General features: G+C 71.0%; 20 protein-coding genes and 1 tRNA gene. 15 read left to right on the top strand and 6 right to left on the bottom strand.

Going from position 1 to position 26,906, the window contains the following annotated elements; translation table 11 throughout:
• Positions 1–55 precede the first annotated feature (55 nt).
• Entirely contained in the window at positions 56–217 is a 162-nt protein-coding gene (locus ACFPIJ_RS21935) for a hypothetical protein (protein ID WP_380117038.1), read from the bottom strand.
• An 85-nt stretch (positions 218–302) separates the two neighbouring features.
• On the opposite strand from ACFPIJ_RS21935, the gene ACFPIJ_RS21930 reads away from it, so the two are divergent.
• Complete coding sequence (locus ACFPIJ_RS21930) at positions 303–485, top strand: hypothetical protein (RefSeq protein ID WP_203853908.1); 183 nt, start codon at positions 303–305, stop codon at positions 483–485.
• Positions 486–590: 105 nt separating this feature from the next.
• Positions 591–773: a hypothetical protein gene (locus ACFPIJ_RS21925; RefSeq protein WP_380117078.1), complete on the top strand. Its 183-nt coding sequence runs from the start codon at positions 591–593 to the stop codon at positions 771–773.
• Between the two features lie 158 nt (positions 774–931).
• On the opposite strand, the gene ACFPIJ_RS21920 is transcribed toward ACFPIJ_RS21925, so the two are convergent.
• Entirely contained in the window at positions 932–1,567 is a 636-nt protein-coding gene (locus ACFPIJ_RS21920; RefSeq protein WP_380117076.1) for a 5-formyltetrahydrofolate cyclo-ligase, read from the bottom strand.
• A gap of 71 nt (positions 1,568–1,638) precedes the next feature.
• Here ACFPIJ_RS21920 and ACFPIJ_RS21915 point away from each other — a divergent pair, with 71 nt between their 5' ends.
• From ACFPIJ_RS21915 to ACFPIJ_RS21890, 6 genes are all read left to right on the top strand, one after another.
• Positions 1,639–3,714: a GGDEF domain-containing protein gene (locus ACFPIJ_RS21915; protein ID WP_380117037.1), complete on the top strand. Its 2,076-nt coding sequence runs from the start codon at positions 1,639–1,641 to the stop codon at positions 3,712–3,714.
• 9 nt (positions 3,715–3,723) lie between these two features.
• A complete protein-coding gene (locus tag ACFPIJ_RS21910) occupies positions 3,724–4,659 on the top strand; it encodes a UTP--glucose-1-phosphate uridylyltransferase (RefSeq protein WP_380117036.1) in 936 nt (311 codons plus the stop codon).
• Entirely contained in the window at positions 4,656–5,951 is a 1,296-nt protein-coding gene (locus ACFPIJ_RS21905; protein WP_380117035.1) for a molybdopterin molybdotransferase MoeA, read from the top strand. Before ACFPIJ_RS21910 ends, ACFPIJ_RS21905 begins: the two co-directional genes overlap by 4 nt.
• Positions 5,948–6,562, top strand: coding sequence for a GNAT family N-acetyltransferase (locus ACFPIJ_RS21900; protein ID WP_380117034.1), 615 nt, complete (start codon positions 5,948–5,950; stop codon positions 6,560–6,562). The genes ACFPIJ_RS21905 and ACFPIJ_RS21900 overlap by 4 nt, the downstream gene beginning before the upstream one ends.
• Positions 6,563–6,762: 200 nt before the next feature.
• Positions 6,763–7,440: a divisome protein SepX/GlpR gene (sepX, locus tag ACFPIJ_RS21895; RefSeq protein WP_380117033.1), complete on the top strand. Its 678-nt coding sequence runs from the start codon at positions 6,763–6,765 to the stop codon at positions 7,438–7,440.
• Positions 7,441–7,504: 64 nt separating this feature from the next.
• Positions 7,505–7,581: transfer RNA gene (locus tag ACFPIJ_RS21890), tRNA-Ala, on the top strand.
• A gap of 81 nt (positions 7,582–7,662) precedes the next feature.
• Here ACFPIJ_RS21890 and ACFPIJ_RS21885 read toward each other — a convergent pair.
• From ACFPIJ_RS21885 to ACFPIJ_RS21875, 3 genes are read right to left on the bottom strand one after another with little or no spacing between them, the layout of a single operon-like run.
• Positions 7,663–8,880: a tyrosine-type recombinase/integrase gene (locus ACFPIJ_RS21885; protein WP_380117032.1), complete on the bottom strand. Its 1,218-nt coding sequence runs from the start codon at positions 8,878–8,880 to the stop codon at positions 7,663–7,665.
• Positions 8,880–9,086, bottom strand: a complete 207-nt coding sequence (locus ACFPIJ_RS21880) for an excisionase family DNA-binding protein (RefSeq protein WP_380117031.1) — start codon at positions 9,084–9,086, stop codon at positions 8,880–8,882. Before ACFPIJ_RS21880 ends, ACFPIJ_RS21885 begins: the two co-directional genes overlap by 1 nt.
• Before the next feature lie 30 nt (positions 9,087–9,116).
• Positions 9,117–10,283 (bottom strand): replication initiator, encoded by a 1,167-nt coding sequence (locus ACFPIJ_RS21875; RefSeq protein ID WP_380117075.1) that lies wholly within the window; start codon positions 10,281–10,283, stop codon positions 9,117–9,119.
• A gap of 417 nt (positions 10,284–10,700) precedes the next feature.
• Here ACFPIJ_RS21875 and ACFPIJ_RS21870 point away from each other — a divergent pair, with 417 nt between their 5' ends.
• The 4 genes from ACFPIJ_RS21870 to ACFPIJ_RS21855 all read left to right on the top strand — a co-directional run bounded on the left by ACFPIJ_RS21870 (position 10,701) and on the right by ACFPIJ_RS21855 (position 18,745).
• The gene (locus ACFPIJ_RS21870) at positions 10,701–11,030 is read left to right on the top strand and encodes a hypothetical protein (protein WP_380117030.1); all 330 of its coding nucleotides are present in this window, start codon (positions 10,701–10,703) and stop codon (positions 11,028–11,030) included.
• Positions 11,031–11,109: 79 nt separating this feature from the next.
• Positions 11,110–11,304 (top strand): hypothetical protein, encoded by a 195-nt coding sequence (locus ACFPIJ_RS21865; protein WP_380117029.1) that lies wholly within the window; start codon positions 11,110–11,112, stop codon positions 11,302–11,304.
• An 853-nt stretch (positions 11,305–12,157) separates the two neighbouring features.
• Positions 12,158–13,063, top strand: a complete 906-nt coding sequence (locus tag ACFPIJ_RS21860) for an NAD-dependent epimerase/dehydratase family protein (RefSeq protein WP_380117028.1) — start codon at positions 12,158–12,160, stop codon at positions 13,061–13,063.
• Between the two features lie 312 nt (positions 13,064–13,375).
• Complete coding sequence (locus ACFPIJ_RS21855; RefSeq protein ID WP_380117027.1) at positions 13,376–18,745, top strand: AAA family ATPase; 5,370 nt, start codon at positions 13,376–13,378, stop codon at positions 18,743–18,745.
• A gap of 37 nt (positions 18,746–18,782) precedes the next feature.
• Here the strand turns inward: ACFPIJ_RS21855 and ACFPIJ_RS21850 are convergent, their stop codons facing one another.
• The gene (locus ACFPIJ_RS21850) at positions 18,783–21,242 is read right to left on the bottom strand and encodes a DUF4407 domain-containing protein (protein ID WP_380117026.1); all 2,460 of its coding nucleotides are present in this window, start codon (positions 21,240–21,242) and stop codon (positions 18,783–18,785) included.
• Between the two features lie 93 nt (positions 21,243–21,335).
• Here ACFPIJ_RS21850 and ACFPIJ_RS21845 point away from each other — a divergent pair, with 93 nt between their 5' ends.
• The 3 genes from ACFPIJ_RS21845 to ACFPIJ_RS21835 are packed head-to-tail and all read left to right on the top strand — an operon-like array spanning position 21,336 to position 26,871.
• Positions 21,336–22,658 (top strand): lipase family protein, encoded by a 1,323-nt coding sequence (locus ACFPIJ_RS21845; RefSeq protein WP_380117025.1) that lies wholly within the window; start codon positions 21,336–21,338, stop codon positions 22,656–22,658.
• A 2-nt stretch (positions 22,659–22,660) separates the two neighbouring features.
• Positions 22,661–23,812 (top strand): caspase family protein, encoded by a 1,152-nt coding sequence (locus ACFPIJ_RS21840; RefSeq protein WP_380117024.1) that lies wholly within the window; start codon positions 22,661–22,663, stop codon positions 23,810–23,812.
• Complete coding sequence (locus ACFPIJ_RS21835) at positions 23,809–26,871, top strand: DUF4407 domain-containing protein (protein WP_380117023.1); 3,063 nt, start codon at positions 23,809–23,811, stop codon at positions 26,869–26,871. The genes ACFPIJ_RS21840 and ACFPIJ_RS21835 overlap by 4 nt, the downstream gene beginning before the upstream one ends.
• The last annotated feature ends 35 nt before the right edge of the window (positions 26,872–26,906 follow it).

Genomic DNA, 26,906 nt, shown 5'->3' with positions numbered 1-26,906 from the left:
CCGAGCGTACCCACCGGACGGGACCTCATGACCCGCCCGGTGGGAACCTCGGGAGTCAGTCGCTGTCGAGCAGGTCCGCCAGGGACATCGGCCGGGTGGCGTCCGGGTCCGCCGGCGCCAGCCGCACCGTCGGCTGCTCGTCCGCCGCCGGCTGTCCTGCGCCGGGGTTGGGGTCGGGGTGATGCTGGGGGGACGTCTCAGGGGTGGGTTGTGTCATGCCGCCGAGTGTGACCCGCCGACGGAAGCGCGACTGTCGCCATTCGGCCAACTTGCCGCAAACTCGCCGGAGTACGCTCGGCGGCGTGGCAGGGACCGATGGGTGGGCATCCACCGATGAGCAGCGCGAAGTGAGCTTCGAGGACTTCGCCGACGAGCTGGTCGTGTTGCCGGACACCACGACCGACGACACCGACGCGGGCTGGGGTGAGCGCAGCGCGTCCAACGACGACCGCCTGCTCGCCGACCGCCCCCCGCACTGGGACTGACGACCGCACCGCTTCGCCGATACGGCAACACCGCATCGCCCGCGCCGGAACTCCGGGCGGGCGATCGCGACGTGTGGCGCCGCTCAGGCGGCCGAGGACGCCGACTTGGTCGAGGCACCCGCCGACGCGGCCGCGGGCTTCGAGTCCGACGACGATGACGAGGATGCCGACGTCGACGAGCTGGACGAGTCCGAGGACTTCGTGCCGGAGTCCGACGACGACGAAGAGGACGAAGACGAGGCGGACGAGCTGCCGGACTTCGTCGTGGAGCGGGAGTCGGTGCGGTAGAAGCCCGAGCCCTTGAAGACCACGCCCACCGCCGAGAACTGCTTGCGCAGGCGGCCCTGGCACTCCGGGCACTCGGTCAGCGCATCGTCGGTGAACGACTGCACCGCCTCGAGCTGGTGGCCGCAAGCCGTGCAGGCGTACTGGTAGGTAGGCACCGTTCAGCCTCCATCATTGGCACTCAACCCTATCGAGTGCCAATAGTGCGGTATCGCACATCCTTTCGTCCAGTCGAGGTGGGCGGTCTCATACCCGGTGGTGGCGCCGACGACCACCCCGCAGACCCGCTGGTCGTGCGGGTCGGCGGGGACCGACGGCAGCAGTTCGCCCGGGTGCAGGAGCGTGATCGTGGGTGCGGTGACCCTGGGCAGCACCCGGTCGTAGGACCCGCCGCCCTGGCCGAGCCGGGTGCCGTCGCGTGCCACGGCGAGCGCCGGGACCAGCATCAGATCGATCGAGCGGACCGCGTCGACGCCGAGCCGCGGGCCGGTCGGCTCGGACAGGCCGAGCGGCCCGGGGGCCAGGGTCCCGTCGAACACGGCCCAGTCGAGGTCCCGCGACGGCATCAGCACGGGCAACAGCAGCGTCGGTACGGCCATCGCCAGCGCTGCCACCAGTGCCGGGCCGCCCGGTTCGGCCGGCAAGGGCACGTAGGCGGCAACCGAGCGCGCACTCGCTGCTCGTACCATGGCGGAAAATGCCGAAATGAGCGACTTGTTCGAAACGTCCAGCTCGGTGGGGCTCATGGCTTTCCGGGCGGACCGGATGTGCGATCGGAGCTCGGATTTCGGGGACACCGCAGGCGGCAAGGCTCAAATCCTCCTCATCTGTGACAGCATCGCAGAAACACAGCTTCGGGAGGACGGACGTGACGCTGCGGGCGCGGCTCACCGCCGCCTTCCTGGCGGTCGTGCTCGGCCCTGTGCTGCTCGGCGCGGTCTTCGTCGGCATCGCCGTCGCCGCCGTCAGCGACCAGCGTGCCATGGAGCGACTCGACGCCGGTGCGCAGAACGTCCACGCCGCACTCGCCGTCACCTGCCAGCGGCTGCGGCTCGCCGCCGAGACCACGGCCCTCGTCACCGCCGACGGCGACCAGCCCGACGCCGCCCAGCGGGCCGTCGTGCGCGGCCTCGCCCGGGCGGTGGAGGTGACCAGCGCCGACGGCACCGTCCTGACCACCGCCGGGACGCTGCCGCCGAAGCCGTGGGCCGACTGCACCGCGCCGGCCACGACCGCATACACCGCGATCGCCGCGTCCGTCGACGTGCTCGACCCGAGCTCGCGGCGCATCGGCCGGGCCTACGCGGTCGAACCCGTCGACGCCACCCTGCTGCACTGGCTCGCCGAGTCCAGCGGCGTCGGCGTCGACTCGCTCCCGCCGGGCCCGGCGGCCGGTGCGCACATCGCCGAGACCGCGCGTGACCTCGACCTCGGCGCGACCGCCACGACCCCCGACGGGCACCTGGTCCGGCGGCTCGCCCCGGAGGCCGGCCAGCCCCTCGCGCTGGCGCTGTCCGTGCCGAAGCCCGACCCGCAGGGGCTCTACGCCGTCCTCGTCGCCGTCGTGGCCTGCGCCGGGGTCGTCGCGATCAGCGTCGCCTGGTGGCTGGCCCGCTCGACCACGCACCCGCTGACCGAGCTCGCCGTGGCGGTCGAGCGCGTCGCCGACGGCGACCTCAGCGCCCGCGTGCCGGTCCGCAGCCAGGACGAGGTCGGCCGGCTCGGCCAGACGTTCAACCGCATGACCCGGGAGATGCAGGGCTACGTCCAGGCCCTGACCGCCAGCCGGGACCAGCTCCGCGGGCAGCTCGGCGTGCTCGGCGACACCCTCGCCGGCACCCACGACCTCGACCGGATCCTTCAGGTCATCCTGCAGACGGCGACCGCGGCGACCGGCGCCCAGTCCGGTGTGGTCCTCATGGTCGACCCGGCCAGCGGCGAGCTGCGCGGCCAGGTCGGCGAGGGCCTCGCCGGGGTCGACGTCGCCGAGCTGCGGCTCCAGCTGGGTGACGGGCTGCTCGGCGCCGTCGCCGCGTCCGGCGAGCCGCGGCGCGGCCGGATCGAGCGGGACGGGCCGGTGCTGTCGCCGGCCGAGCCGCGCTGCACCACGTATGTGGCCGTGCCGATCGCCGCGCCCGGGGTCGGGCCGACCACCGGGCTGGAACCCCAGTCGGACCTGCCCCCGGCCGCGCGGGGGGTCCTCGCCCTGTACGACCGGCACGGCTTCGACGAGTTCGACGACTCCGACCTGATCACGCTGCGCACGTTCGCCGGGCAGGCCGCGGTCGCCGTGGACAACGTCCGGGTCCACGAGGAGGCGCAGCGGCTGTCCCTCACCGACCCGCTGACCGGCCTGTCCAACTACCGGTACCTGCGTGAGTCGCTGCGCCGCGAGGTCGAGCGGGCCAGCCGCTTCGGCCGCAGCCTCGCCGCGCTCGCCCTGGACCTGGACCGGTTCAAGGAGGTCAACGACACCTACGGGCACGCCGCCGGGGACGCGGTGCTGGCCGAGTTCGCCCGCCGGCTGCGGGCCGAGATCCGCGAGGTCGACTTCGCGTTCCGGCAGGGCGGCGAGGAGTTCGTCGTGCTGCTGCCGGAGACGGATGCGACCGGCGCCGCGGTCCTCGCCGAACGGCTCGGGACCGCCGTCCGCCGCGCTCCCGTCCTGGTGATCTCCTCCACACCCGGGCAGGCGCCGCGCCGCATCCCGGTGACGGTCTCGATCGGCATCGCGGTCTTCCCGTTCCACGGTGCGACCGGCGCCGCGGTGCTCGAAGCCGCTGACGACGCCCTCTACGCGGCCAAGGCATCCGGTCGGGACATGTACAAGATCGCCCCAGACGCGCCCGTTCCTGCCGCGGACGTGCCCGTGAAGGCTAGTACGGAGGTGACGCCCGGCGCGCCTAAGGCGGCACAACCGCCACGACAGAGCCGCGGCGGCTAGCCTTGCCACATGCCTGACACGACTCCTCACCAGCCCGCGCTGCCGCGCCAGCGGGCTGTCAAAGCCGTGATCCCGGCGGCGGGCCTGGCCACCCGCTTCCTCCCGGCGACCAAAGCCGTGCCGAAAGAGCTGCTGCCGGTCGTCGACCGGCCGGTCCTGCAGTACATCGTGGAAGAGGCCGCTGCGGCCGGCATCAGAGACATCCTGCTGGTCACCGGCAGGGGCAAGACCTCGATGGTCGACCACTTCGACCGCCGCCCCGACCTGGAGGCACGGCTCGCCGAGAAGGGTGACGACGAGCGGCTCGCCGCGGTCAAGCGCCCCAGCGAGCTCGCCGAGATCTACACCTGCCGGCAGGGCGAGCCACTCGGCCTCGGCCACGCCATCTCCTACGGCGAGTCCCACGTCGGCAACGAGGCCTTCGCGTGCCTCCTCGGCGACGAGTTCGTCGAGGAGACCGAGCCGCTGCTGCCCGCGATGCTCGACCTGCAGGCCCAGACCGGCGGCATCGTCCTCGCCCTGATCGAGGTCCAGCCCGAGGAGACCAACCGCTACGGCATCGCCTCCGTCGAACCCTCCGACCTGTCCGCCGAGGCGGGCCAGGTGCTGAAGGTGACCGACCTGGTCGAGAAGCCAAAGCCCGAGGAGGCGCCGAGCAACCTCGCCGTCATCGGGCGCTACGTGCTGCCACCCACCCTCTTCGACGCGATCCGCCGCATCGGCCCCGGCGCCGGCGGCGAGATCCAGCTCACCGACGCGATGGCACTGCTGCTCGCCGAGGGCACCCCCGTGCACGGCATCGTCTACCGCGGCACCCGGTACGACACGGGCATGCCCCTGGGATACCTGCAGGCCGTGGTCCAGCTCGCGTGCAAGCGCGACGACCTCGGCCCGGCGTTCAGCCAGTGGCTGACCCAGTTCGTGGAGAAGGATCTGCGAGGGTGACAGCGGTTCCAGCGACGGGCTCCCACCACGACGCCGCACGCGATGCGGGCGTCGGGTCGAACGCGCGCGTCCCACTCGCCGACTATCTCGCCGGCGTGCTCCGGGGCCTGCGCCCGTTGCCCCCGCTGGACCTCGAGATCACCGCCGCGCACGGCAACGTGCTCGCCGAGGACGTGGTCGGACCGGGCCCGGTGCCCGCGTTCGACCACTCCGCGATCGACGGGTATGCGGCCCGCTTCGACGACATCAGCGACGCCCAGCCGGGCCGCCCGGTCCGGCTGAGCGTCGTCGGCGACCTCGTCGCCTCCAGCTGGCGACCCGTCCGGCTCACCCCCGGCACCTGCTTCTCCGTCGCGGCCGGCGCGCTCATGCCGGTGTCGGCGGATGTCGTCGTCCCGCCCGGCATGACCGACCAGGGCATGGCCGCGGTCGAGGTGTACCACCCGACGAAGCGCGGCCACGGGGTCCGCCGGGCCGGCGACGAACTGCCCGCCGGTGCCGTCCTCGCCCGCGCCGGCGCCTACGTGACCCCGCCGCTGGTCTCGGTCCTCGCGGCGAGCGGCATCGGCCACGTCGTCGTGCGCCCCAGCCCCCGGGTCGTGGTCATCGCCACCGGCGACGAGCTCGTCGACGTCGGCCGCGCCAGCCAGCCCGGCCAGGTCGTGGACGCCAACTCCCACGCGCTCACCGCAGCCGCCGCGGAGGCGGGCGCCCACGCCTACCGCGTCGGCATCTGCGACGACGACCCCGAAGGCCTGCGCGGCCTGCTCGACGACCAGATGCTGCGGGCCGACCTGATCATCACCACCGGCGGCACCGGCACCGGCCCCGGCGACATGGTCCGGCGCATCCTGTCCCGCTCCGTCGTCTTCTCCGACCTGTCCGTCTACCCCTGCTCGTCGCTCGGGTACGGCACCATCGGCGGGGCCAACGGCGCCAACGGCGTGCCCATCGTCTGCCTCCCCGGCGACCCGGGCGCGGCGCTCATCGGCTTCGAGGTCCTGGCCCGCCCCGTGATCCAGCTCCTGGCCGGCGCCGACCCCGTCTTCCGCCCCAGCGTCCGCGCGCACCTCCTCGAAACCGTCAGCTCGCCCTCCGGTATGCGCGAGTTCCGCCCCGCCTACATCACCGAACGCCGCGGCGGCGGCTACACCGTCATGCCGCTCGCCGGGGGGCCCTACACGCTGTCGGGCCTCGCCGACGCCAACGGCCTCATGGTCCTCGGCGAGAAGGTGATCAGCGCCGCCGCGGGCTCTACAGTGGACGTCATCATGTTGGATAGACGGCGATGAGCCAGCCCGGATGGCCGGCGGTCCTGGTCGACGGCCCTGTCACCCTGCGGCCCTACCGGCGCGCCGACGCCCGCGCCTGGGCCGAGGTCCGCCGCGCCAACGAGCAGTGGCTGTCCAAGTGGGAGCCCACGCCCTACGGGACCTGGCACGACCTCAACTCGCCCGCGGCCTTCCGCGCCGTGCACGCCGACCTGCGCCGCGCCGCCCGCCACGGCAGCGCGATGCCGTTCGCGATCTGCTACGACGACCGGCTCGTCGGGCAGCTCACCCTCGGCAACATCGTGCGCCGCGCGTTCTGCTCCGGCTACGCCGGCTACTGGGTCGACTCCCGCTTCGCCGGCAAGGGCATCACCCCGACCGCCCTCGCCCTCGTCGTCGACCACGCCTTCAGCGTCGGCGGCCTGCACCGCATCGAGGTCAACATCCGGCCCGACAACCTGGCCAGCCGGCGCGTCGTGGAGAAGCTCGGCTTCCGCCAGGAGGCCTACCACCACCGGTACCTGCACATCGACGGCGACTGGCGCGACCACCTCGGCTACGCCATGACCACCGAGGACATCTCCGCCGAGGGCGGCCTCCTCGCCAGGTGGCACAAGGTCCTCGCCGCGTAGTTCGGCCGCCTTCCGCGCGTTTTCTTCCGCCTTCTTCCGCCGGTGTGTTTTCCTTCCGCGTGTTTCCTTCTGCGTGTTGACGTGGTCTAACGCTGTGCGACCCGTACTGTTCTGAGACGGAGTTACCACGCTGTAACTTCCACAGACTTGGATGACTCGCGCGCCTGGGGGGACCGGTGCGCGAGGTGTGAACAGGAGGCGTGAGGGTGCCGACCTCGGTGCTCCTCGCCGTCCTTGCCGCTGCTGGGCTCCTAGCCTTGGCGCCCGCGTTGGTGCGCCGATACGACGCCACAGAGCGGCTGGTGGCGGAGCGGGCGTTGTCTACCGCACGGGTGCTCACCCGTGCCGGGATGCACCGCGACCGCCGCCGCCGGACGATCCCCGGCCGCCGCCCCGTCAACCCACCCCGCAGCGTCGTGCGCCGCCCGGTGGCCCAGCCGCCACTGCGGGTCGTCCCGCCGACGGCCCGCCGCCGCCGACCCCCACGGGTCCCGCGCGCCGTGTACCGCCGCCGCCGCGTCCTGCTCGCCCTCGTCCTGCTCAATCTCGTCGAGCTCGGCGGGGTCGCCCTCGTCAGCTCCGGCTTCTGGGTCGGGTTCGCCGTCACCGGCGCCCTCCTCGTCACCTACACCGCCCACCTGCGCACCCGCGCCCTCGCCGAACAGCGCCGCCGCCGCCGCGAGGCGCACTACGCCGCGTGGATCGCCCGCCGCCAGGCCCAGGTCCGCCGCGAGCAGCTGCGCCGCGCCGCCCTGCGCCGCGAGGCCGTCGCCGCACAGCTCGCCGAACGCGACCGGGCCCGCCGCGAGGCCGCCCGGCTGGGGGCCCTCGGCGCCGTCCGGGGCCGCCCCTACGACACGCGGGCCTCAGGACAGTGATCTGATTCGCGCCCCCTCTCCACCGTTTGCTACTCTTGGCCCCGGCCCACTCCGGCGGGCCACTGGGGTTGTGGCGCAGTCTGGTAGCGCACCTCGTTCGCATCGAGGGGGTCAGGGGTTCGAGTCCCCTCAACTCCACCAAAGGTCAAGGCCCACTTCCGATCGTGGAAGCGGGCCTTTTCTGATCTTGTACAGCAGTGAAGTACAGCAGCGGGTCTGCGCTCACCCACCCAGCCGCTTGCCGAGCCGCTTGAGTGCCTTGCGGGTCTGCTCCGACGGCACCTGGCTGTACTCGTTCATGGTCACCGAGATCTGGCTGTGCCGCAGGATCTGCATCGCGACCCGGGGGTGCACGTCCAGAGCCACCAGCAGCGTGGCACAGGTGCGCCGGGTGGTGTGCACGGCGATCGGCCGCACGCCGGCCCGGACGCAGCGGGTCTTGAATTCCCGGTGGAAGTTCCTCGGCTCGATCGGTGTCCCGTGCCGGGTGGTGAAGACCAGGCCGGTGTCGTGCCACATGTCAGCCGACCTGCGGTCCCGTTGCTGCGGCTCCCGCCGGGTCTCCAGCGCCGTGAGGCAGATGTCGGGCAGCGGAAGTACCGAGTCCGAGGCTTCGGTCTTGGTCTCGCGGTGCAGCAGCTGCCCGCCGACGCGCTGCAGCTGGTAGGCGATGGACAGCTGACCCTGGTCCTGGTCGACGTCGACCCACCGCAGCCCGAGGACCTCACCCCGGCGCAACCCGCAGACCAGGATCAGCACGTACGCGGCGTAGAACGGGTCCGAGGCTTCCCGGGCGGCCTCCAGGAAGGTCTTGGCCTCCTCGGCGGTCCACGCCGTGGGTTTGCGGGTCCGGGGCTTGGCGACCTTCACCAGCCCAGCCGGGTTGCGGGTCAGCAGCTCCTCGACGATGGCGTTGTTCAGCGCGTTGCGAAGGACGGTCCAGGCGTCACGGGCGGTGCGTTCGGACACCGCACGACGGCAGCACCGGCCAGCGGCGCAGCAGCGGCGCCGGTTGACCGGACGGGCGGCGTCCTTGCCCTGCACGCAGCACTGGCAGGCCTGCCTGAGCCGGTTGTGCCACGTCCGCACGTCCCGGACGGTGATCTTGTCCAGGCGCATGCCGCCGAGGCCGGGAGCGATGTAGAGCCGGACGAACATGTCGTAGTTCACAGCTGTGGCCGGCGCCAAGTTCGGCGCGACGACCTCGGAGATCCAGTAGGCCAGGTAGGCGCCGAGCGTCGGGACCTTGGTCGCCACCGGACCTTCCTTGGCCTTGGCGTGCAGCGCGATCCACTTCTCGTGGACGGTGGGCCGGTCCGGGCCGTAGACGTACTTGCGGGTGCGGCGCCCATCAGGCTTGGTGACCCAGACGTAGGCGGCGAAGCCGTTGCGGTGGGGGTAGATCGAGCCTTCACCGTTGGCGCGCTTCGGGGCGGCCATCAGGCGGCCTCCTGCCGCTCGATCTGCTCCCGGATGTACTCGTCGACCCACTCGGGCAGGATCCGGCGGTACTTGCCGTCCTTGACCGACCGGAGCTCACCGGTGGCGATCTTCATCTTGACCTTGGACAGGCCGTAGCCGAGCAGGACGGCGACTTGGGCGGGTGAGAGCCACCTCGGGGCGAGCACCCGGTCGGGACTGGTCATGGTGCGGGTTCCTCCTGGAGTTCGTCAGCGTCAGGCGGCGGCCGTGGCGGCCGGGGCGGCGTGGTGGGCATGGGCGAGTTCCTCTCGTCCGGCCTCGCGTCGTGCGCGGGCCAGAGCTGCGGAGGTGTTGGCGAGCAGCGCGTCGCCGAGGGTGCGCCAGCCAGCGCCGGCGAAGGAGAGCGCGCCGAGGACGATGAGCCTCTGTTCGTCGTCCGGGTGATCAGCGCTACGGACCGGTTCCGGGTGGCCGCTCGTTTGAGTGCGGCGGAACGTGATCCGTGTCTCGCGCAGGAACGCGAAGGTGGTGGAGTAGCGGCGAGCCTTGGTCAAGAAGTGGCCGCCGTAGCCGAGCATGTGCGCCCATCTGCGCAGACGCAAGTACGGGTTGTCGCTGGTCACCGGCGTGTTGCCGCTCGCCGTCGCGGTGTCAAGACCGGGTTGACATGCCGGCTCGCAGGTCCGGCAGACGGCCAGTCGGGTCCGGGTGCCGCAGGTGTGGCAGGTCCACGGCGGCCGGAGCCGGGTCGCGGGGCGGGGTTTGGTCGGGCGTTCGCGCAGTGGCTGGCGGGTGCCGGTGGGTCGGCCGAGGGTCCAGCAGGCGTGGATGAGGCGGGCGATGTGGTCGCCGTCGGGGTCGTCGTAGCGGTTGATGGTGTCGCTGGTGATGCGGGTGGAGTGGTGCCCGGCGGCTTCGGTGGCCTTGGTGGCGTACTTGGCGAGGTAGCCGGCGGCCTTCGTGTCGGTGATCGAGGCGTCCCCGCGCAGGGCGAGCTGCTCGACGTCGACCTGTTCGCCCCAGGCGACGGGCCAGCCGTCGGGCTGGTCCGGGTGGGCGGGGGTGGTGTAGGCGACGTGGGCGACGGCGGCGCGGATGGCGGTTTCGAGGTCGTCGACGGTGATCCCTGCCGGGGGTGGCACGACTGCGGTCGGGTCGAGGGCGTCGACGCCGTCCAGGCGTAGCAGGGCGTGGAAGTGCACCGCGGCGCGGCGCTGCATCTCGGCGACCTTGCCGTGCGAGACCCGGACCGGGGAGACAACGCGGGTGCGGCCGGTGGCGGTGACGACCTGGGCGAAGGGGATGCGGCGTACGCGGCAGAGGTGTTCGAGGTGGCGTTCGACGGCCTGTTTGGTGCGGTGCCACAGTTTGCCGGCGAAGGCGTTGAAGACCGCGTGCCCGGTGTAGTCGTAGCAGTCCAGGCACAGCGGCTGTCCGAGCTGGGGGTCGTCGGCGGTGTGGCGGCGCCAGCAGACTGCGGGCTGTCAGGTACCACTGCCCATCACTGATGGCATCAGCCGCCTGAGCGGGGTTGGCGGTTGCGACGACTGCTGCGGTTGAAGCATGGCGATGGCGGCGCCGAGACGGCGGAGGGGGGTTGGTCACGAAGGCCAATCCGTTCCTAGCCTGATGCTTACCTTGAGATCGTCTGTCCATGGGGTTGGTTGAAGCGGCGGATGACCATGCTTCTGTGAGGGTTTGGTGGCGAGTGCCTCGTTTGCCTGGTGGGCCTGCCACTGATCGCCCGCGTGCCCTCGATCGGTCGGGGCAGATAGGGTCTTGGCTCCACGGTTAGTAGATCACTACCATGACGCCATCTTTCATGGAGGGTGTCACGTATGAACACGAGCGTTGACGTCGTTTCGTTGGCTGCGCAGGCTCTGAGCGATCCCGACCGCGCTGAGCAATATGTGCGAAACATCACCGAAGGGCTCGGTGAGCGATCGTTAGCGATGGGCCCGTGGAACGATGCCCGACTCGTTGGCGTGGCGGCATCGCTCGCTCCCCTTCGGTTGGGTCGCGTCCTACCACCAGCCAATCGCGTACGGTTGATCAAGCGATGGCGAGACGACGCGCGACCGGGCGGTAAGATCGGCGTGATCGTCATCGCGAAGATTCTCGGCATCGGCGTCGGCACGGTGTCTAGGGATACTCAAATACCGCTTTGACATAGTTTGATAAGCGTCGCGCGTCGCTTGGGCCCCGCCCGGACGCGTAGGCCAAGTGGACCGATGACGTGGTTTCCTGATGGAGGAATCGGCGAACAATGCCGGTAGCGCTGGTTCTGCCCCGAAATGGGGACCGCTTCCAAATTATGACGTCGAAGATCCGAACGATCTGAACACGTCGTTTGTTCTCATCGTGCAAAACGCTACCGAACGTGAAGTGCGTGAAGAGGTTGCGTATTTCGAGCCAGACGCCCGGGGATACTTCCGGCTGTAGTCCGGACGATGTGGGTCGAGCAGTACAGCAGTGAAGTACAGCAACCGACGCGACCGAACCCGACCGGATCGAGTTCTTGCAGGCTGCCCCGCAGCGTGGGACGCCTGATCATTCCTGCTCGCGGGTGGTTCGCATCGAGGGGGTCAGGGGTTCGAGTCCCCTCAACTCCACGTTTGGCGCAGTCTGCTCAGCGGGCTGCGCCGCTTCGCGTTTGCGTGGAGTTGGCTCCTCGCGCACGGCTTCGCCGCGCTCCCCGGTGGGGGAGCTTCGCTCCACCCACACCCCCTCAAGACCGTGCGCCCGCCGACTGGTCGCAGCAGTGCTGAGGGCTGGAACCTACCCCTGAAAGCCGTGCGTGGGGCTTGTGGTCGACATTGCTGGGTGGCCAGCCGGACGGCGGCGGGATTGTGCTGTCGAGGCATGCTCACACTCAATCACGGGGGTACGACAGAAAACCGGCGGCCGGCTGGCGCTTCGACCGCCCTGCGGTGGGTGTCCCGGCGGCCCCTGCGCTTCACGCTTTCCGTGGTGACGCCACAGGGCCTCTATGGCGCTCGCGTAGGTCGTGCTGTCCTGCTGGGCGGGCACCCTCCGGAGTCGGACGCTGACGTTCGACCACACGACGCTGTTGAGCCAACCGGGCTGGTTGCCAAGCGCGCCGCACCACGAGGCGCTTGCCCACGAGGCCACGTACGTCTACCTCGACGCCGAAGGCAAGCCGACCGGCCAGATCCCAGCCCTTGCGCGTTCGACGAGGTCACCGTCAAAGGCGTCCTGGCATCGGGGGCCGGATGGCACCCGCGGCGGCCGGCCTGCTCGCGCTCGCCTGGCGGCACCGCGAAACACTGCTCGGATGAGGATCCTCGTCACGGGTGCAGGCGGGTTCGTCGGCCGCGCGGTCAGCCGTCATCTCCAGGTGCACGGCCACCTCGTCCTGCCGTGGCCTGGCCGCCACAGGCTCGACCTAACAGACATGCATGCGGTCAAGGGGTGGCTTGAGGAAGCGGATCCGATCGACGCCGTCGTGCACCTCGCCGGTGCATCAACGGTCCGCGAGTCATGGCAGGACCCGGCGCGGTACTACGCGACGAACCTCGGCGGCACGGCGAACCTCCTGGCTGGGTTACGCGTCAACCCTGGGCAGCCGGTCCGGGTGGTGTTCGCGTCCACCTCGGCGGTATACGGATCGCACCGTGACGGGACGCTGAGCGAGGATCTCGATCTCCGGCCGTCGAACCCGTACGCGGCGACGAAGGCCGCGGCCGAGCAGCTGCTGGAGTACGAGACGCTCGCCGGCGGCATCGGAACAACAACGCTGCGACTGTTCAACGTCGCCGGTGGCCTCGACGGGATCGTTGACAGCAACCCCACACGGATCATCAACAACTGTCTGCGGGCCGCCGCGGGGGAGATCCCGCAGGTCAACGTGAACGGCGACGGATCGGCGCGGCGGGAGTTCACGCACGTCGGCGACGTTGCGGAGGCGTTCAGGCTGGCGGTTGAGACAACGACCGTTGGTGCATCCCGCACGTACAACGTCGGTACTGGGGTTGGGGTGTCGATGAAGGAGGTGATCGACACGGCGCGTGGTGTGACCCGCGTCGATTTTGGTGTGGTGTACAACCCGCCGGTTGACGAACCTCAGACGCTGATTGCCGAAGTGTCAAAAGTGAGGGCGGAGCTGGGATGGATGCCCGAGCGGTCAAGTCTGGAGCAGGTCATCGGCGACGCATGGCGGTTCCGTACCGATCTCAGCTAGACCCGCAGTTCGCCCACGGGTGAGAACTCTCCGCCAGGCCCGTCCGGGCCGGACCACCCGGCCGGCGGCCGGGGCGGTCACCGGCCTCGCCGGCGATCTCGTGCTCGTTGCCGGTCCGTACCCGGCACCTATCCATCCGCGGCGTCGCTCGCCGTCGCGGTCAAATGGGTGTAAGCAGGGCACTAGACCTACCGGTACCGGAGGTGTCGGATGGGACCGGGCGGCGACCTGGCAGAAAGGGAGCTGGCGTGGCGAGGTCCGCCGGCTCGGGCCAGCACATTGCACGAGAGCGAACACACGCGGGTGACCCGGGTGCCCGTGGCCGGGGGCGGCACGGTCATCCGCAAGGAGCCGCTGGGGCCGGATGCGCAGCGGCGGGTGCAGCACGAGGTGGCCATCCTCGAGCGGCTGCGCGGTGTCGAAGGGGTTGCGCAGCTGGTGGATGCGCCGCGGATGCCGGGGTCGGTCGTGGTGGCGGACGTCGGTGGCTCGTGTCTGGCAGGGTTGGCGAAGCCGCTGGCGGTTGACGACCTGGTCGAGCTGGCGGTGGCGTTGGCCCGGGCAGTGGCGGGGATGCACCAGCGGGGTGTGCTGCACCGGGACATTGCGCCGACGAACATCGTGATCTCCCGCGACGGCGCGCCGTGCCTGGGGGACTTCGACCTGGCCTCGTCCCTGGCCGAGCTCCGTCCGAGGTTCACGCATCACACCGAGATCGTGGGGACGTTGCCGTATCTGGCGCCGGAGCAGACCGGGCGTACCGGCCGGTCGGTGGACCACCGGGCCGACCTGTATGCGCTGGGCGCGACCCTGTACGAGCTGGCCACGGGTGCGCCGCCGTTCGGTTCCGGCGATCCGTTGCGCCTCACGCACGACCATCTGGCTCGGGTGCCGGTGCCGCCGTCGCGGGTGAACCGGGCCGTACCGGAGCCGCTGTCCGGGATCATCATGCATCTGCTGGAGAAGGAGCCGGACAACCGGTACCAGACCGCGGAGGGTGTGGTCCACGACCTGGAGCGGTTGCGCGACATCGGGCCGAGGGCCGCGGCCGGGCTGCGGGTCGGCGAGCACGACGTCCCGCTGCGGCTGCTGCCACCGTCGCGGCTGGTGGGTCGCGACGCGGAGGTGGCGGTGCTGGAGTCGGCGTTCGAGGAGGCGTTGGCCGGCCGGTGTCGCGGGGTGCTGATCGGCGGGGCGGCGGGGGTGGGGAAGACGGCGCTGGTCGATGAGCTGCGGCCGGTGGTGACCGGCTGCGACGGCTGGTTCGTGACGGGCAAGTTCGACCAGAATCGGCGGGATCTGGAGTTCGACGCGGTTCGTCAGGTGTTCCGGGCGTTGGGTCGGTTGTTGCTGGCCGAGCCGGAGGATGAGCTCGCGCAGGTGCGCGAACGGGTGCTGGCGGCGGTCCGGCCGAACGCGGGCCTGCTGGCCGCGGTGATACCGGAGTTCGCGGCCTTGCTGGGGGTGCCGCCCGATCCGGGGGATCCGCTGACCGCGCAGGTGCGGGCGCAGCGGGTGGCGGTGGACGCGTTGCGCGCGGTCGCCTCGCGACAACGGCCCGTGGTGATGTTCGTCGATGACCTGCAATGGGCGGGGCACACGCCGCTGGGCGTCATCGACATCGTGCTGAACGAGGAGCAGATCGACGGCCTGTTGCTGGTGAGCGCGTATCGCGAAGCCGACGTGGACGCGGCCCGTTCACTCGCGGCGCCGCTGGCCCGATGGCGGGAGCAGCCGGGAGTGCGGCACCTGCGACTGGTCAACCTGCCGGTGCCCGGCACGATCACGATGGTCGCCGAGATGCTTCACGTGGACCCGGTCAGGGCGGCGGGCCTGGGCGAACTGATCAACCCGTACACGTCCGGCAACCCGTACGAGACGGTGGAGCTGCTCAACGCGCTGCGCCGCGACGGCGTGCTGACCGTCACGGTCGCCGGGTGGCAGTGGGACGCGGCGGCCGTGCGCGCGCACCTGGGCCGGTCCGAAATCGCCGGGCTGATCGCAGCGCGGGTGCATGCCCTGCCACCAGCGTCCCGGCAGTTGGTGGAGGCGATGGCGTGTCTGGGTGGGCGGGCCGACCTTTGCGTGCTGCGGACGGCGACCGCCGTGCCGGAGGACGTCGTGGAACAGCGGCTGATGCCCGCCCTTGATGACGGCCTGCTGGTGCTGGAGCCCGATACACACCCGGCGGTGCGGTTCCGCCACGACCGGATCCACGAGGTGGTCCTGGGCGGGTTGGGTCCGCGGCGGCGACGCCCGCTGCAGCTGGCGATGGCGCGGCGGCTGGCGGCCGTTCCGGAGTTGTTCGCGGTCGCGGCGGAGCAGTACCTGCCGGTGGTCGACGCGGTCGACGACGCCGCGGAGCGGCGGCGGGTGGTGGGGCTGCTGCGCCGGACCGCCGGCCAGGCGGTGGTGATCGGGGACCATGCTCTGGTGAACGCGCTGCTGGCCGCGGCGCTGCGGCTGGTCGACCCGGGTGAGACCGCCACGCTCGTCGAGGTGCGCACCGATCGCCATGCCGCGCTGTACGGCCTGGGGCGCTTGGAGGAGGCGGACGAGGAGTACCGCGCGATCGTGGGCCTGACCACCGGCGTCATGGACCGTGCCTGCGCGACGTGCGTGCAGGTCCGTAGCCTGACCCATCGCAATCGGCTCGCGGAGGCGATCGACCTCGGCCTCGGGTCGCTGCGCGAGCTCGGCGTCACCGTCCCGGCGGCGGACCCGCTCCCGGCCGGGCTCGACGATCTGTACCGGTGGCTGGACCGCACCGACGGCCCCGACGAGCTGGCTCGCCCGGAGATCACCGACCCGAGGCTCCTCGCCGCGACCCACTTGCTGACCGCGGTGCTGACGGCGGCCTACCTCGCCGCTCACTACGACACGTACAGCTGGCTGAGCCTGGAGGCGCTGCGGATGTGGCTCGAGCACGGCCCGGGCCCCACCCTGGTCGGGCCGGCCGGCGCCGCCGCCACCGTGGCGGTGCTGCGTGGGGACTACGCCGCCGGGCACCGGGTGCTGCGGCGGGTCCTGGCGCTGGGCGAGTTCCACGGCTACGAGCCCGACACCTCACAGGTGCGCTTCCTGTTCGCGCTCAGATCCTGCTGGTTCGAGCCGCTCGAGAACGGTGTCGAGGCCGGGCGGCAGGCCCGGGAGGGGCTCGTCGCGGGGGGCGACCTGACCCACGCTGCCTTCACCTACTACGCGACCGTCGTGGGCCTGCTGGACAGCGCGCCGTCGCTGGACAGCTGCGTCGCCGAAGTGGAGGCCGGGCTGGCCTTCATGCGGCGCACCGGTAGCGAACAATCCGGCCGCTGGCTCGACACCTACCGGTGGCTGGTCGATGTGTTGCGCGGCGAGTGCTCCCCCGCGGCCGCCGAGGCGGCGCCCGACCGGTACGCCACCGACTCGCTGGCCCTGTTCCACGCGCACGTCAACCGGGCGCTTGCCGCCGCCGTCCTTGGCGATCCGGCCGGCCTGGCGCGGCACGCCGCGGCGGCGATGCCGCTGCTGCCGGCTGCCCCGGGCCTCTATCCGGCCGCCCTGGCCCATCTGCTGCGCGGGCTGGCCCTCGCCGGGGAGGCCCGGGGCAGCCGCGGTGGGGAGCGCGGCGTTCTGCTGTCGGAACTGGACGAGGTGACCCGGTGGCTGGCCGACCGCGCCGCGGACGCACCGGCGAACTTCCTGCACCTGCTGTGGCTGGTCCAGGCCGAGCGGGCGTGGGCGGTCGGCGACTTCCACGCCGCCGTCCTCGCCTTCGACGCCGCACGGCACGAGGCGGCCCAGCGCAGGCGCCCGTGGCATCGGGCTCTGATCGCCGAGCGCGCGGCCCGCTTCTGGCTGGCCCACGGCGTCGAGCACGCCGGCCACAACCTGCTGCTCGAAGCGCGCCAGGAGTACCTCGCGTGGGGCGCGACCGCGAAGGTCCACCAACTCGACTGGGCCCACCCGACCCTGGGGCGACCACCCGATCGGCCCGGCGATCCGCACCACGGGCGCTCCTCCGTCACGACCGGGACGATCGACCTGCTCGGCATTCTCTCCGCATCGCAGGCGCTGAGCTCGCAGACCAGCATCGAGGGGCTGCACGCCGATCTGGTCCGGGTGCTCGGCGCGATCACCGGCGCCACCCAGGTGCAACTGGTGTTGTGGAGCGACGATCGGCAGGACTGGCTGCTGCTGACACCGAGCGGCGGCGTGGGCAGCATCACCGACCACGAACACGCGGTTCCGATGTCCGTGCTGCGATACGTCCAGCGGGCGTACGAGCCGCTGGTCGTGGGCGACGCCACCCGCGACGACCGGTTCGCCCGCGATCCGTACCTCGCCGGCCTCGGCTGCTGCTCAGTGCTGGCCGTGCCGATCGTCAACCGCGGCGCGCTGCAGGCGGTGCTGCTGCTGGAGAACCGCCTCATCCGCGGCGCCTTCAGCACCGAACGACTCGACGCCGTCAAGCTCATCGCCGGCCAGCTCGCCGTCTCCCTCGACAACGCCCGCCTCTATGCCGAGTTCCGCCGGATCGCCAACGAGCAGGCAGCGCTGCGGCGGGTGGCGACGCTGGTCGCCCGTGGCGCCGGTCCAGACCTCGTCTTCGCCGCGGTGGCCGACGAGGTAGGCGCGCTCTTCGACGCCGACGGCACGGCCATCGTGCGGTTCGAGCCGGACGGCACAGCGACAGTGATGGGAGGCTTCGGCGTCAGGCACGTCGAACCCGGCACTCAGACCAGACTCGACCCCCGCTCGGCCATGGCATCGGTCCAGGCCACTGGCCGCGCCGCGCGCCGCCACCGGGTATACAGCCCGCTCCAGAGCGGCCCGAACGGCCCGGCCGAACACCAATCCGTGATCGCCAACCCGATCGTGGTCGAGGGCCGCCTCTGGGGCGCCATCGGCGCCTCCGCCCGCCGCGAACGGCTGGGTGAGGACATCGAACAACGACTGGCCGACTTCACCGAACTCGTCGCCACCGCCATCGCCAACGCCGAAAGCCGGGCCGAGCTCACGACCTCCCGGGCGCGGATCGTCGCCGCCGCCGACCAGACCCGCCGACGCATCGAACGGGACCTGCACGACGGTGCCCAGCAACGGCTGATCGTCCTGGCGCTGCAACTGCGCATGGCGCAGGCGGACGTGCCACCCCAACTCGACGCACTCGGCCAGCAGCTCGACCAGGCCGTCGCCGAAGCCAACTCCGCCGCGGACGAACTCCGCGAGATCGCCCACGGCATCCACCCGGCGATCCTCACCGAGGGCGGACTCGGCCCAGCCCTGCGCGCCCTCGCCCGCCGCTCACCGATCCCGGTCGAGCTCGGCATCCGCACCGTGGGACGGTTGCCCGAGCAGATCGAGGTCAGCGCCTACTACATCGTCGCCGAAGCACTGACCAACGCCACGAAACACGCGCACGCCTCGACCATCGCGGTCACCGTCGACATCGACGGCACCGTCCTGCGCGTCACGGTCCAGGACGACGGCGTCGGCGGTGCCGACTTCACCCACGGCACCGGCCTGCTCGGCCTCAAAGACCGCGTCGAGGCACTCGGCGGCCGCATCACCCTCAACAGCCCGCACGGCGAGGGCACACGCCTGGCCGTCGAGATCCCTCAGCACGGGAGCCGGGAGAGAAAACCCCCTCCCGGCTCCGCTGATCAGGGTCGGTCACCGGGCCTCACTCCGCCCACGTGACCTGCGAAGACTCGGCGGCTGCCCACCTCGCGACGCGTCAGGCCGCAGCGATGACGAACGAGATCTCTGCTGTTGATCGTCCGGTGGCCTCGTCCGTGGCCTTGGCGGTGTACCGGCCGGCGGGGTCGCCGGCGCAGGACCAGAGCCAGACGATCGATCCGTCGCCGCGCACCGTGCCGGTCAGCTTGGTGCGGTTGCCGGTGTAGAGGGAGCCGTCCGGGCGGCGGACCTCGACGGTGTACCGGCCGTCGGGGGTGAAGCCGGACGATGCGTTGGACAGGATGCCGCCTGCGGCGGTGCAGGTGCCCGTGATGCTGAAGACCAGCGGCTGGGGTCGGCCGTCGGTGCCGCCGTCGTCGGTGCCGCCGGGCGGGTGGGTGTAGCGGGCTTCGACGCGGAACCCGAATCCGGTGTCCGAGACGGGCGCGTACTGCCGGTCGGCGTCGAAGTCGAGCAGGTCGCCGAGGCGGGTTCCCAGGTTGGGGAGGCCGCGCGCGGTGAGGCTTTCCAACCGTTCGACGCTCCGGCCGAGCGCCGCGACACTGTCCGAGGACACTTCGGGAAGCTCGGTCTGGGCGACGGTGGTGAGGATGGCCTTGATGCACGCCATGCCGTCGCCGGTGAGGACGGCGCTCACCGCCGTCGGGTCGGGAAGGTCGTGGATGCCGGTGTCGAGGACCGTCGTGGCGCACGACCCGGTCGCCGCGGCGCCGTAGACGCTCTGCGCCCACCGTTCCGTGGCCGTGTCGGCCGGCCCGTCGAGGAGGCGCTGGGTGAGGACGTCGAACGCGTCGGCGGTGATGGTCGCGGCGGTCGGCAAGATCGAGAAGGCGCGCGTGCCGCCGTTGCCGAGGTTGGGGACGCCGATCGACGCGCGCGACAGCGGCGGCAGGTACAGCCCGTGCGAGCCGGCGGCGATGTCGCCGATCGCGTCGCGGATCTGCCCGGAAACCGACTCCGCTTCCTGATGCCAGCTCCACGCCAGGCCGGTGCCGTTGGAGCGCAGCATCAGTCCGTAGGGCCGGTTGTTGACGATCTGTACGTCCAGCACGTCATCGCCCGGATGGCCTTGCAGACAGGCGAGCACCACGGTTGCGGGTTGGTCGGTGAGTCCGGTGGATGAGCTGTGCCACGCCGGGATCTTCACCTGCGGGTCGCACTGCGGGCCCGTCAGGGCGCGGCGCCCGGCCCGCTCACCGGCGGTCTGGTCGACGGCGGCGCCGAGGTCAGCCCCCGTGCTCTGCGGAAGAGCGACGCTGTCGGTGCCGGTGCTGAAGCGTTTGCCCAGCGCCAATGCGAGCAGCACGATCAGCAGCACCACGGCGGTGGCGACCGCGCGGCGCCACCACGGGCCGCCGGCGTTGCCGGTCTCGCGCAGGGCGGCCAGTTGCAGTTCCGTGTCCCGGTCGATGCGCGCCTTCAGGACCACGGCCTGCTGATTGGCCGCGTGGGAGGCCACCGCCGCGATGGCACCTGGCGCGATGAGCCTCGCCTGTACCTGCCTCGCAACCATGCGGCGGGTCCGGCGGGTCCGGTCGAAGTCGGACTCCGGCAGCAATCCCTTCATCAGCGCGACCACGAGGTCGATGACGATGAAGAAGATCGGCCAGAGCCACAGGAACCGGTCGTGCAGCAGCAGCTCGATGAGCGCGTCGCTCTGCGCGGCCAGGCCGGTGTTGTGCAGGGTCGCGTGGATCGCGGCGTCGATCTCCTGGTTCCGCGAGGCGGTGGCGGCGTCCCGGTCCCGTGTCTGGGTCTTGATGTCTTCGGTGAGCGCGGCGACCTGGGTGTCATGATGCGTGACGGCCGCGGGCATCGTGCCGTCGCGGTATGCCTCGAAGGCCTCCCGTAGCGTCGTGGAGCTCGGGCCCGGACCGCACCGGTCGCCGTTGGCCGCGCGGTTGCCGTTGACGCAGACGGTGTCGTCCGCCCAGTCCTTGCGTAACTGCTCGAGGTGGGCCTGCGCCTCGTTCAACGTCTGATTCTCGGCGGCGATCTTTTTCTGGTCGTCGTCGATCCGCTCCTGAGCCTTGGAGATGATCGGCGTGTACTTCGATTCGTGCGTGACCCGTTCGGTGATCGTCGCCGCGGTGGTGGTGTTCTTGGCCGAGACCATCTGCGCCAAGGTGTCCTGATACATGAACAGGATCGTGGCGTGTGAGATCACCAGCCCCATCGCGATCGAGATCAGGCCGCGGGATGCGACCACGCGTAGACGTGCGCTGATGCGGTCGGATTGCAGCGGCGTCGCGGTGATGAGCAGGTCGATGCTGAAGATGATCAGCGCGATCAGCGCACCGCCGGTGATCGCCACCGGCCAGGGTGCGTGCAGATTGCTCCGAAAGGTCGCGGTCGCGGCGACGAACGCCCATATCGCCACCGCGAGCAGAAGGACGCCGACGGCGGTGTGCCGGACGCGGTTGTCGGACTCGAGGGGGTTGGCCGGATCGGCACCGCCGAGCACCGCGACACGACTGTGCAGGCTCACAATTGCCATTAGTCCCGACCGCTGGTCGCCCCGTCGAGGGTTGGACGCATGTTTGGCGGATCGGCGGCGTCATTCCGACAGAAGCGTCGGCCGGGAAACGGCGTGTCGCTGCGCGCTCGCCGTCGTTCGGACATTGAAGCGAGCCGGTTTACCGGGCGCGTGAGACGAACGGGCGGCCTTTTACGGACAGTCGGAAATGCCGCGCTCCGCTGCTGCTCGCCTAGGGTTGGCAGACAATGCCCAGACTGCCCGGACCTGGAGGTAAGGGTGCCCATCGTCTTCGTCCACGGGGTGGCCAACCGCGATGACGATTGGGCCTACCAGTCCGACAGGTTCGCGCGCGACGCGCTTTTCCAGCGCTACGTCCACCCGGCGGCCGGTATTTCGACGAAGGCCTCCGTGCTCAGTCCGTACTGGGGCGGCCGTGCCGCGACGTTTCGATACGACCATGTGTCGCTGCCTGACCAGGCCACGCTCGTCGAGGACTTCGGCGGCGAGGACGCCGACGAGCTGGCGCTGGCGGCGCATCTCGTCGAGCCCGTGGCCGATCCGAGCAGGCTCGTGGTCGAGGTGGCCCGCAGGTCGACGGCTGACGCTGCCGATCTGCTGCTGACGTTCACCGGGCTCGGCGTGGCGCGGGACGAGCGCTCGGCGCAGGCCTTCGCCGAGCTGGCGTTCCGTGTGACCGAGCTGGTCCCTGTACTGGATGCGTCGGGTGAGCTGCGCACGGCCAAGGACGATGACGAAGCGCTCGGCCTGCTGATCCGCAGGCTCGAGGTGTCCGCTGCGCCGGCCGCCGGGTCGGATGAGTCGTTCGGTGGCGCCGACTGGTACACGGATCTCGGCGAGGGTTTGATGCGGCTGCGCAACGTCGCCGGCCGGCTCACCGGTCGGGCCGTCATGGAGCTGACCCGCGCGTCCATGCACAAGAAGGTGGCCCTGTTCCTCGGGGACGTGCTGACCTATGTCAACAAGCGCGGCACGGCCGATGATCCAGGTCCGATTCCACGCATCGTCGGCGACGAGATCAGCGCCGCCCGCCGCGACGGTGAGCCGCTCATCGTGGTCGCGCACAGCATGGGCGGCAACATCGTGTATGACGTGCTGTCCTACTTCCGGCCGGACCTGCAGGTCGACGTGCTGGTCACGGTCGGCTCCCAGGTCGGCCTGTTCGCGGAGCTCGGCCTGCTGCGGGTGCAGGAGGACCAGTCGGCGCCGGCCGGGCGGCTGCGGCTGCCGGGTCGGACCGTCCGCTGGCTGAACGTGCTCGACCTCAATGATGCCCTGGCGTTCGCCACGGACCAGATCTTCGACGGGGCGAAGGACACCCCGTACTCGACCGGGCGGGGGCTGCTCGCAGCCCATGCGGCGTATTTTCGCACCGCGAGCTTCTACCAGCTCGTCGCCAGATACCTGGAACGTTGATCATGGCGCTCGTCCACGGGTCGGCTACCGCAGACGCGACGGCAGGGGCCCTGCACGCACTGATCATCGGCGTCGGCGGTTACCCGTTCCTGTCCGGCGGCAGCGCCGAGAAGAAACTGCCCGACCTGCACGATTTCGGCAATCCCGGTCAGCTGACCTCGCCACCCCGGTCGGCGCTGGCGTGGGTGGAGGCCATCCTCGACGGGCGCATCACCTGGAGACTGCCCATCGGCTCCGTCGACCTGCTGGTGTCGCCGGCGCCCACCACGGACGATCCGGAATTTCCGGCGGCCGACTATGAGGTACCGACGCACAACGCCATCGTGACCGCCTTCGAAGGTTGGCGGTTACGCTGCGACAGCCACCCGGACAACGTCGCGCTGTTCGTCTTCATCGGGCACGGGTTGCAGGCCGTGGACACCCTCGTGCTGCCCGCCGACTTCGGCGAACGGGGTTCAAACCCCTGGCCCCAGGCGTTCAACATGACCAAGACCCGCAAGGGGTTCGAACGCAACGCGGCCAAGACACAACTGTTTGTCGTCGACGCGTGCCGGACCATGCCGATGGCGGTGATCGAATCCCCGGATGCCGGGGTCCCGGCCCTGGCCGTGCCGAAGACCCGGCAAACGGTCCGCTGGGAGACCGACCTGACCATCTATGCCGCCAGCAATGGCGAGCGGGCCCACGGCCCCCACCGCGCCCCGTCGTATCTCACGCAGGCGCTGCTGGCCGGCCTGCGTGGCGGCAGCGCCCGGCAGCACCGCAACGCGTGGCGGGTGAGCACAAACTCGCTGGCCTACAGCCTGTCCGAGCTGATGCGCATCGTCGGGGCGCGGCACGGACAGCGGGTCCTACCCTTCAACACCGGCGTCGAGGACTGGCTGGTCCAGGTGGTCGAGCCGACGGCCGACCTGCACGTCGGATGCGAACCGGAGGCCGCCACCGCCAGCGCCGACCTCTCGTGGCACCACGACAAGCACCCGAGCCGGGTCCGTGAGGTGCGGTCGGCCGAACAGTGGGTCGTCCAGGCGGTGCCAGCGGGATTCTGCCGAGTGGAGGCCAACTTTCCGGAGGGCGACTACGAGAGCGAACCCAAGCCGCTCTTCGTCGACCCGCCGAAGGTTGACCAGCTGATCCCGGTGCAGCCCACATGACCGGCCAGATCACGATCGAGTTCGCCCGCGCCCGGCCGCGGGACACCGCGCAGGTGCCGGCCGTCATCGAGGTCCTGGACGAGGCGCTTGCACCGGCCGGCCCGCCGCGCGCGATGCTCATGGGCGGCCGGCTGCAGCTCGACGTCGACCCGGGCATCCATGCGGTCATCGCGCATCTACCGTCGGGTCAGCGGCTCACCGCCACCGTCGAGGTGGGCGACCAACACGTCGCCGACGTCCGGCTCGACCTGGGTCGGATGACCCCCGGCCCCACCTGGGAGCGGGTCGTCGCGTTGCTGGACCCGGGCGTCGCCGCGGTCGGTGAGCCGCACGACGACGCGCTGGCCGGCGCGTACGTCCGGCTGTGGCGGGAGTCCGACCGGACCGGCGCCTGGCTGCCGCTGCACCTGGAGCCCGACGAGTCGTGGACCTCTCCCGCGAAGGCGAACTGGCGGTTCCGCCCGCCCGACGGACGCCTCCTCGTGCAGGTGGGCAGCCGCACGGCAGCATCGAGGTTCGCCGCCGCACGACCGCAGGAGCTGCTCGACGTCGCCCTGTTCGCCGAGGGCGACGCGGTGACCGTCGCGCTCAGCACCGGCGTCGACCTCGCCGACGGCATCATGGCGTTCCTGCGTCGCGGCGCGCTCGACCACGCCGCGCTGGTGTGCGACACCCTCGCCGACCCCGAGGCGGCGCCGCCACTGATCGCCGCGGCGCTGGCGTACCAACTGTTGCGCACCAACGACTTCGACCGGCTGGGTCAATGGTCGGCGCGCTTCGCGGACGCGTTGCCGTGGCTGCCCGACGCCGCGATCGTCGACGGCTGGCTGCGCATGGAGTTCGCCCGCCGCGACCGCGTGCCCCCCGCCGTCGCCGCCACGTACGCACTGCAGCGCTTCCAGGACGCCATGCGGTGGGGCGGCCCGATCTACTCCGAGGGGCTGCGGCTGCTCGCCGACGGCGTGCGCCTGCTGCAGGCCGACCGCGCCGACGCCGACGTCACCGCGCTGGCCGGCACGGTCGAGAAGTTCGTCATGACGGCCGATCCGACCGCGCTCACCACGACGTACTTCGCCGAGCAGCCGGACCGGCCGCTGTGGCCGCCGGATGTTGACCACGATCGACCATCAGGCTCTGGAGCCGCGGGCATGGATCACGCGCCGACCAACCGTCCATCCACGATCGACATCGCGGCACCCCGGCGGCCCCGGCTCGGGCTCGGGCGCAGGCTGTTGCTGTGGTGCTCGGCCAGCGACCCGGCCCTGATCGAGACCCGCGTCGAATACTTCCGCTACGCCGGCATCGGGCTGCTCCTGCTGGTGACCTCCATCGTGTCCGGGCTGCTGTTCGTGATGACCGCGACGGCGATCTTCGGTGGCCCCAGCTGGGGAGCGGTGCCCTTCGCCGTGTTCTGGGCCGCGATCACGTTCCTGCTCGACCGGTCGATCGTGGCGGAGCCGAGCGACGGCACCGTCAGGCGCACCGGGCAGCGATGGTCGGCCTACGTCCTGCGGACCCTCATCGCGGTCGTCGCGTCCCTCATCATGACCGAGTCCGCGCTGCTGCTGATCTTCCACGACGAGATCCGGGCCGAGGTCGCGGTGGCCCAGGAGCAGCGCATCAGCCAGATCGCCCGGGACACCACCGACGCGACGGATCCACGCGTCGCACAGTTGCAGGAACAGATCGACCGCAACGACGCCATGACCAGCGCTGCCGACGCCCTGGTCGCTGAGGCCGCGAAGCGTCTGCAGACCGAGCTCACCGGCCCCGGCAGCACCGGAATTCCCGGCAAGGGCCCGTACGCGGAGATCCTCCAGCGTCAACTGGACGCGGCCACAGCGCGCCGAGACCAGATCGCCGCCGACGTCCGGGTGAAAAACGCCGCGTTGCAGAACCAGATCACCGACCTGCGCCGCGAGCAGGACCTCGCGATCCGGCGGCAGTCGGACGCGATCCGCACCGACAACGGCTTGATCACGCAGACCGCGGCCCTCAACACCTTCCTGCAGGGCCAGCCCAGCTGGCTGATCAGCTCGCTGCCCTGGCTGCTGCAGCTGCTGTTCCTGGGCATCCAGTTGATGCCGCTGTCGCTCAAGATCGGCGGACGGAGCTCGGTGTACGAGCGCCGCCTGCGTGCCCAGAGCGCCACCATCACCTATGAGGCCGAGCAGGAGGTCCGCGCCCATCAACGGGAGGTCGACCTGCGGGGCGCACTCGTGCCACAGAGCAGAAGCGCCGGACTGCAACGGACCCGTCCGATCACCGTCCTGGTGCTGGTCGACACCAACGCCGAACGTGAGGCCACGGTCGACGCGGCGCGCTCGATCACCGGCCGCCCGGCAAACCGCGTGTTTCTGCGCCACAGCACCGTCTTCGACCTCGGCGCGATCGGCGGCGTCAACGCGCTGCTCATCCAGCACGTCCCAGCGGCGGCGACCGACGACGAGCCGTTGACCGCGAGCGTCATCGCGGAGGTCGCCCCCGATTTTCTCGTCCTCGCCGGCACCTGCGTCGGCCTGCGCCCGGGCCAGCGCCCCGGCGACATCGTCCTTGCGGGCGCCGTGGTGACGGTGCCCACCTCGAGGGCCGCGGCGCATCCGATCGCCGAGCTGGTCAGGCATCTCGCGTCGACGCTGCTGCTCGACCGCTTCATCACCGCGGAGCCGCCGGCGGGGGCACGGGTCACTGTCGGCACCGTTGTGGCGGCACCGACAGGCTTGGACCGCGAGCAGCTATATGACCGGGTTACCGGCGAAATCGCCGCATACGAGGGTGACACCGCCTGGTTCAACGACGGCATCGACTGGATCATGGTCCGGGGTGTCGCCGCTGTGGACGGGCAGGAGCCGAACGACGACGGTCGCGGGGCGGCGGTCGTCAATGCCGCCCTGTTCATCCTGAGCACCATCGACAGCGGCGCGCTGGACGCCACCCGCTGGCGCCCCCGGGCCGACCTCACCGTCAGGGAAGCAGCTCCCGCCGCAGGTGACGAACGCGTTGCTGATGTGGAGACCGGGCAGCGGCTCGACCCGCCTCCGGACGCCAGGGAACGCTGAGGTGAGGTAGCCGGTGACAGTTGCACACAGGTGGG

Source organism: Dactylosporangium cerinum, assembly GCF_042653625.1.
GTDB lineage: Bacteria > Actinomycetota > Actinomycetes > Mycobacteriales > Micromonosporaceae > Dactylosporangium > Dactylosporangium cerinum.
This window is presented reverse-complemented; position numbering and strand designations above follow the sequence as displayed.

Bases quoted from the DNA above. Each gene is read 5' to 3' on its own strand.
- ACFPIJ_RS21935 (WP_380117038.1), bottom strand. From the start codon at position 217: ATGACACAACCCACCCCTGAGACGTCCCCCCAGCATCACCCCGACCCC.
- ACFPIJ_RS21910 (WP_380117036.1), top strand. From the start codon at position 3,724: ATGCCTGACACGACTCCTCACCAGCCCGCGCTGCCGCGCCAGCGGGCT.
- ACFPIJ_RS21900 (WP_380117034.1), top strand. From the start codon at position 5,948: ATGAGCCAGCCCGGATGGCCGGCGGTCCTGGTCGACGGCCCTGTCACC.
- ACFPIJ_RS21885 (WP_380117032.1), bottom strand. From the start codon at position 8,880: ATGGCCGCCCCGAAGCGCGCCAACGGTGAAGGCTCGATCTACCCCCAC.
- ACFPIJ_RS21880 (WP_380117031.1), bottom strand. From the start codon at position 9,086: ATGACCAGTCCCGACCGGGTGCTCGCCCCGAGGTGGCTCTCACCCGCC.
- ACFPIJ_RS21870 (WP_380117030.1), top strand. From the start codon at position 10,701: ATGAACACGAGCGTTGACGTCGTTTCGTTGGCTGCGCAGGCTCTGAGC.
- ACFPIJ_RS21865 (WP_380117029.1), top strand. From the start codon at position 11,110: ATGGAGGAATCGGCGAACAATGCCGGTAGCGCTGGTTCTGCCCCGAAA.
- ACFPIJ_RS21860 (WP_380117028.1), top strand. From the start codon at position 12,158: ATGAGGATCCTCGTCACGGGTGCAGGCGGGTTCGTCGGCCGCGCGGTC.
- ACFPIJ_RS21850 (WP_380117026.1), bottom strand. From the start codon at position 21,242: ATGGCAATTGTGAGCCTGCACAGTCGTGTCGCGGTGCTCGGCGGTGCC.
- ACFPIJ_RS21840 (WP_380117024.1), top strand. From the start codon at position 22,661: ATGGCGCTCGTCCACGGGTCGGCTACCGCAGACGCGACGGCAGGGGCC.
- ACFPIJ_RS21835 (WP_380117023.1), top strand. From the start codon at position 23,809: ATGACCGGCCAGATCACGATCGAGTTCGCCCGCGCCCGGCCGCGGGAC.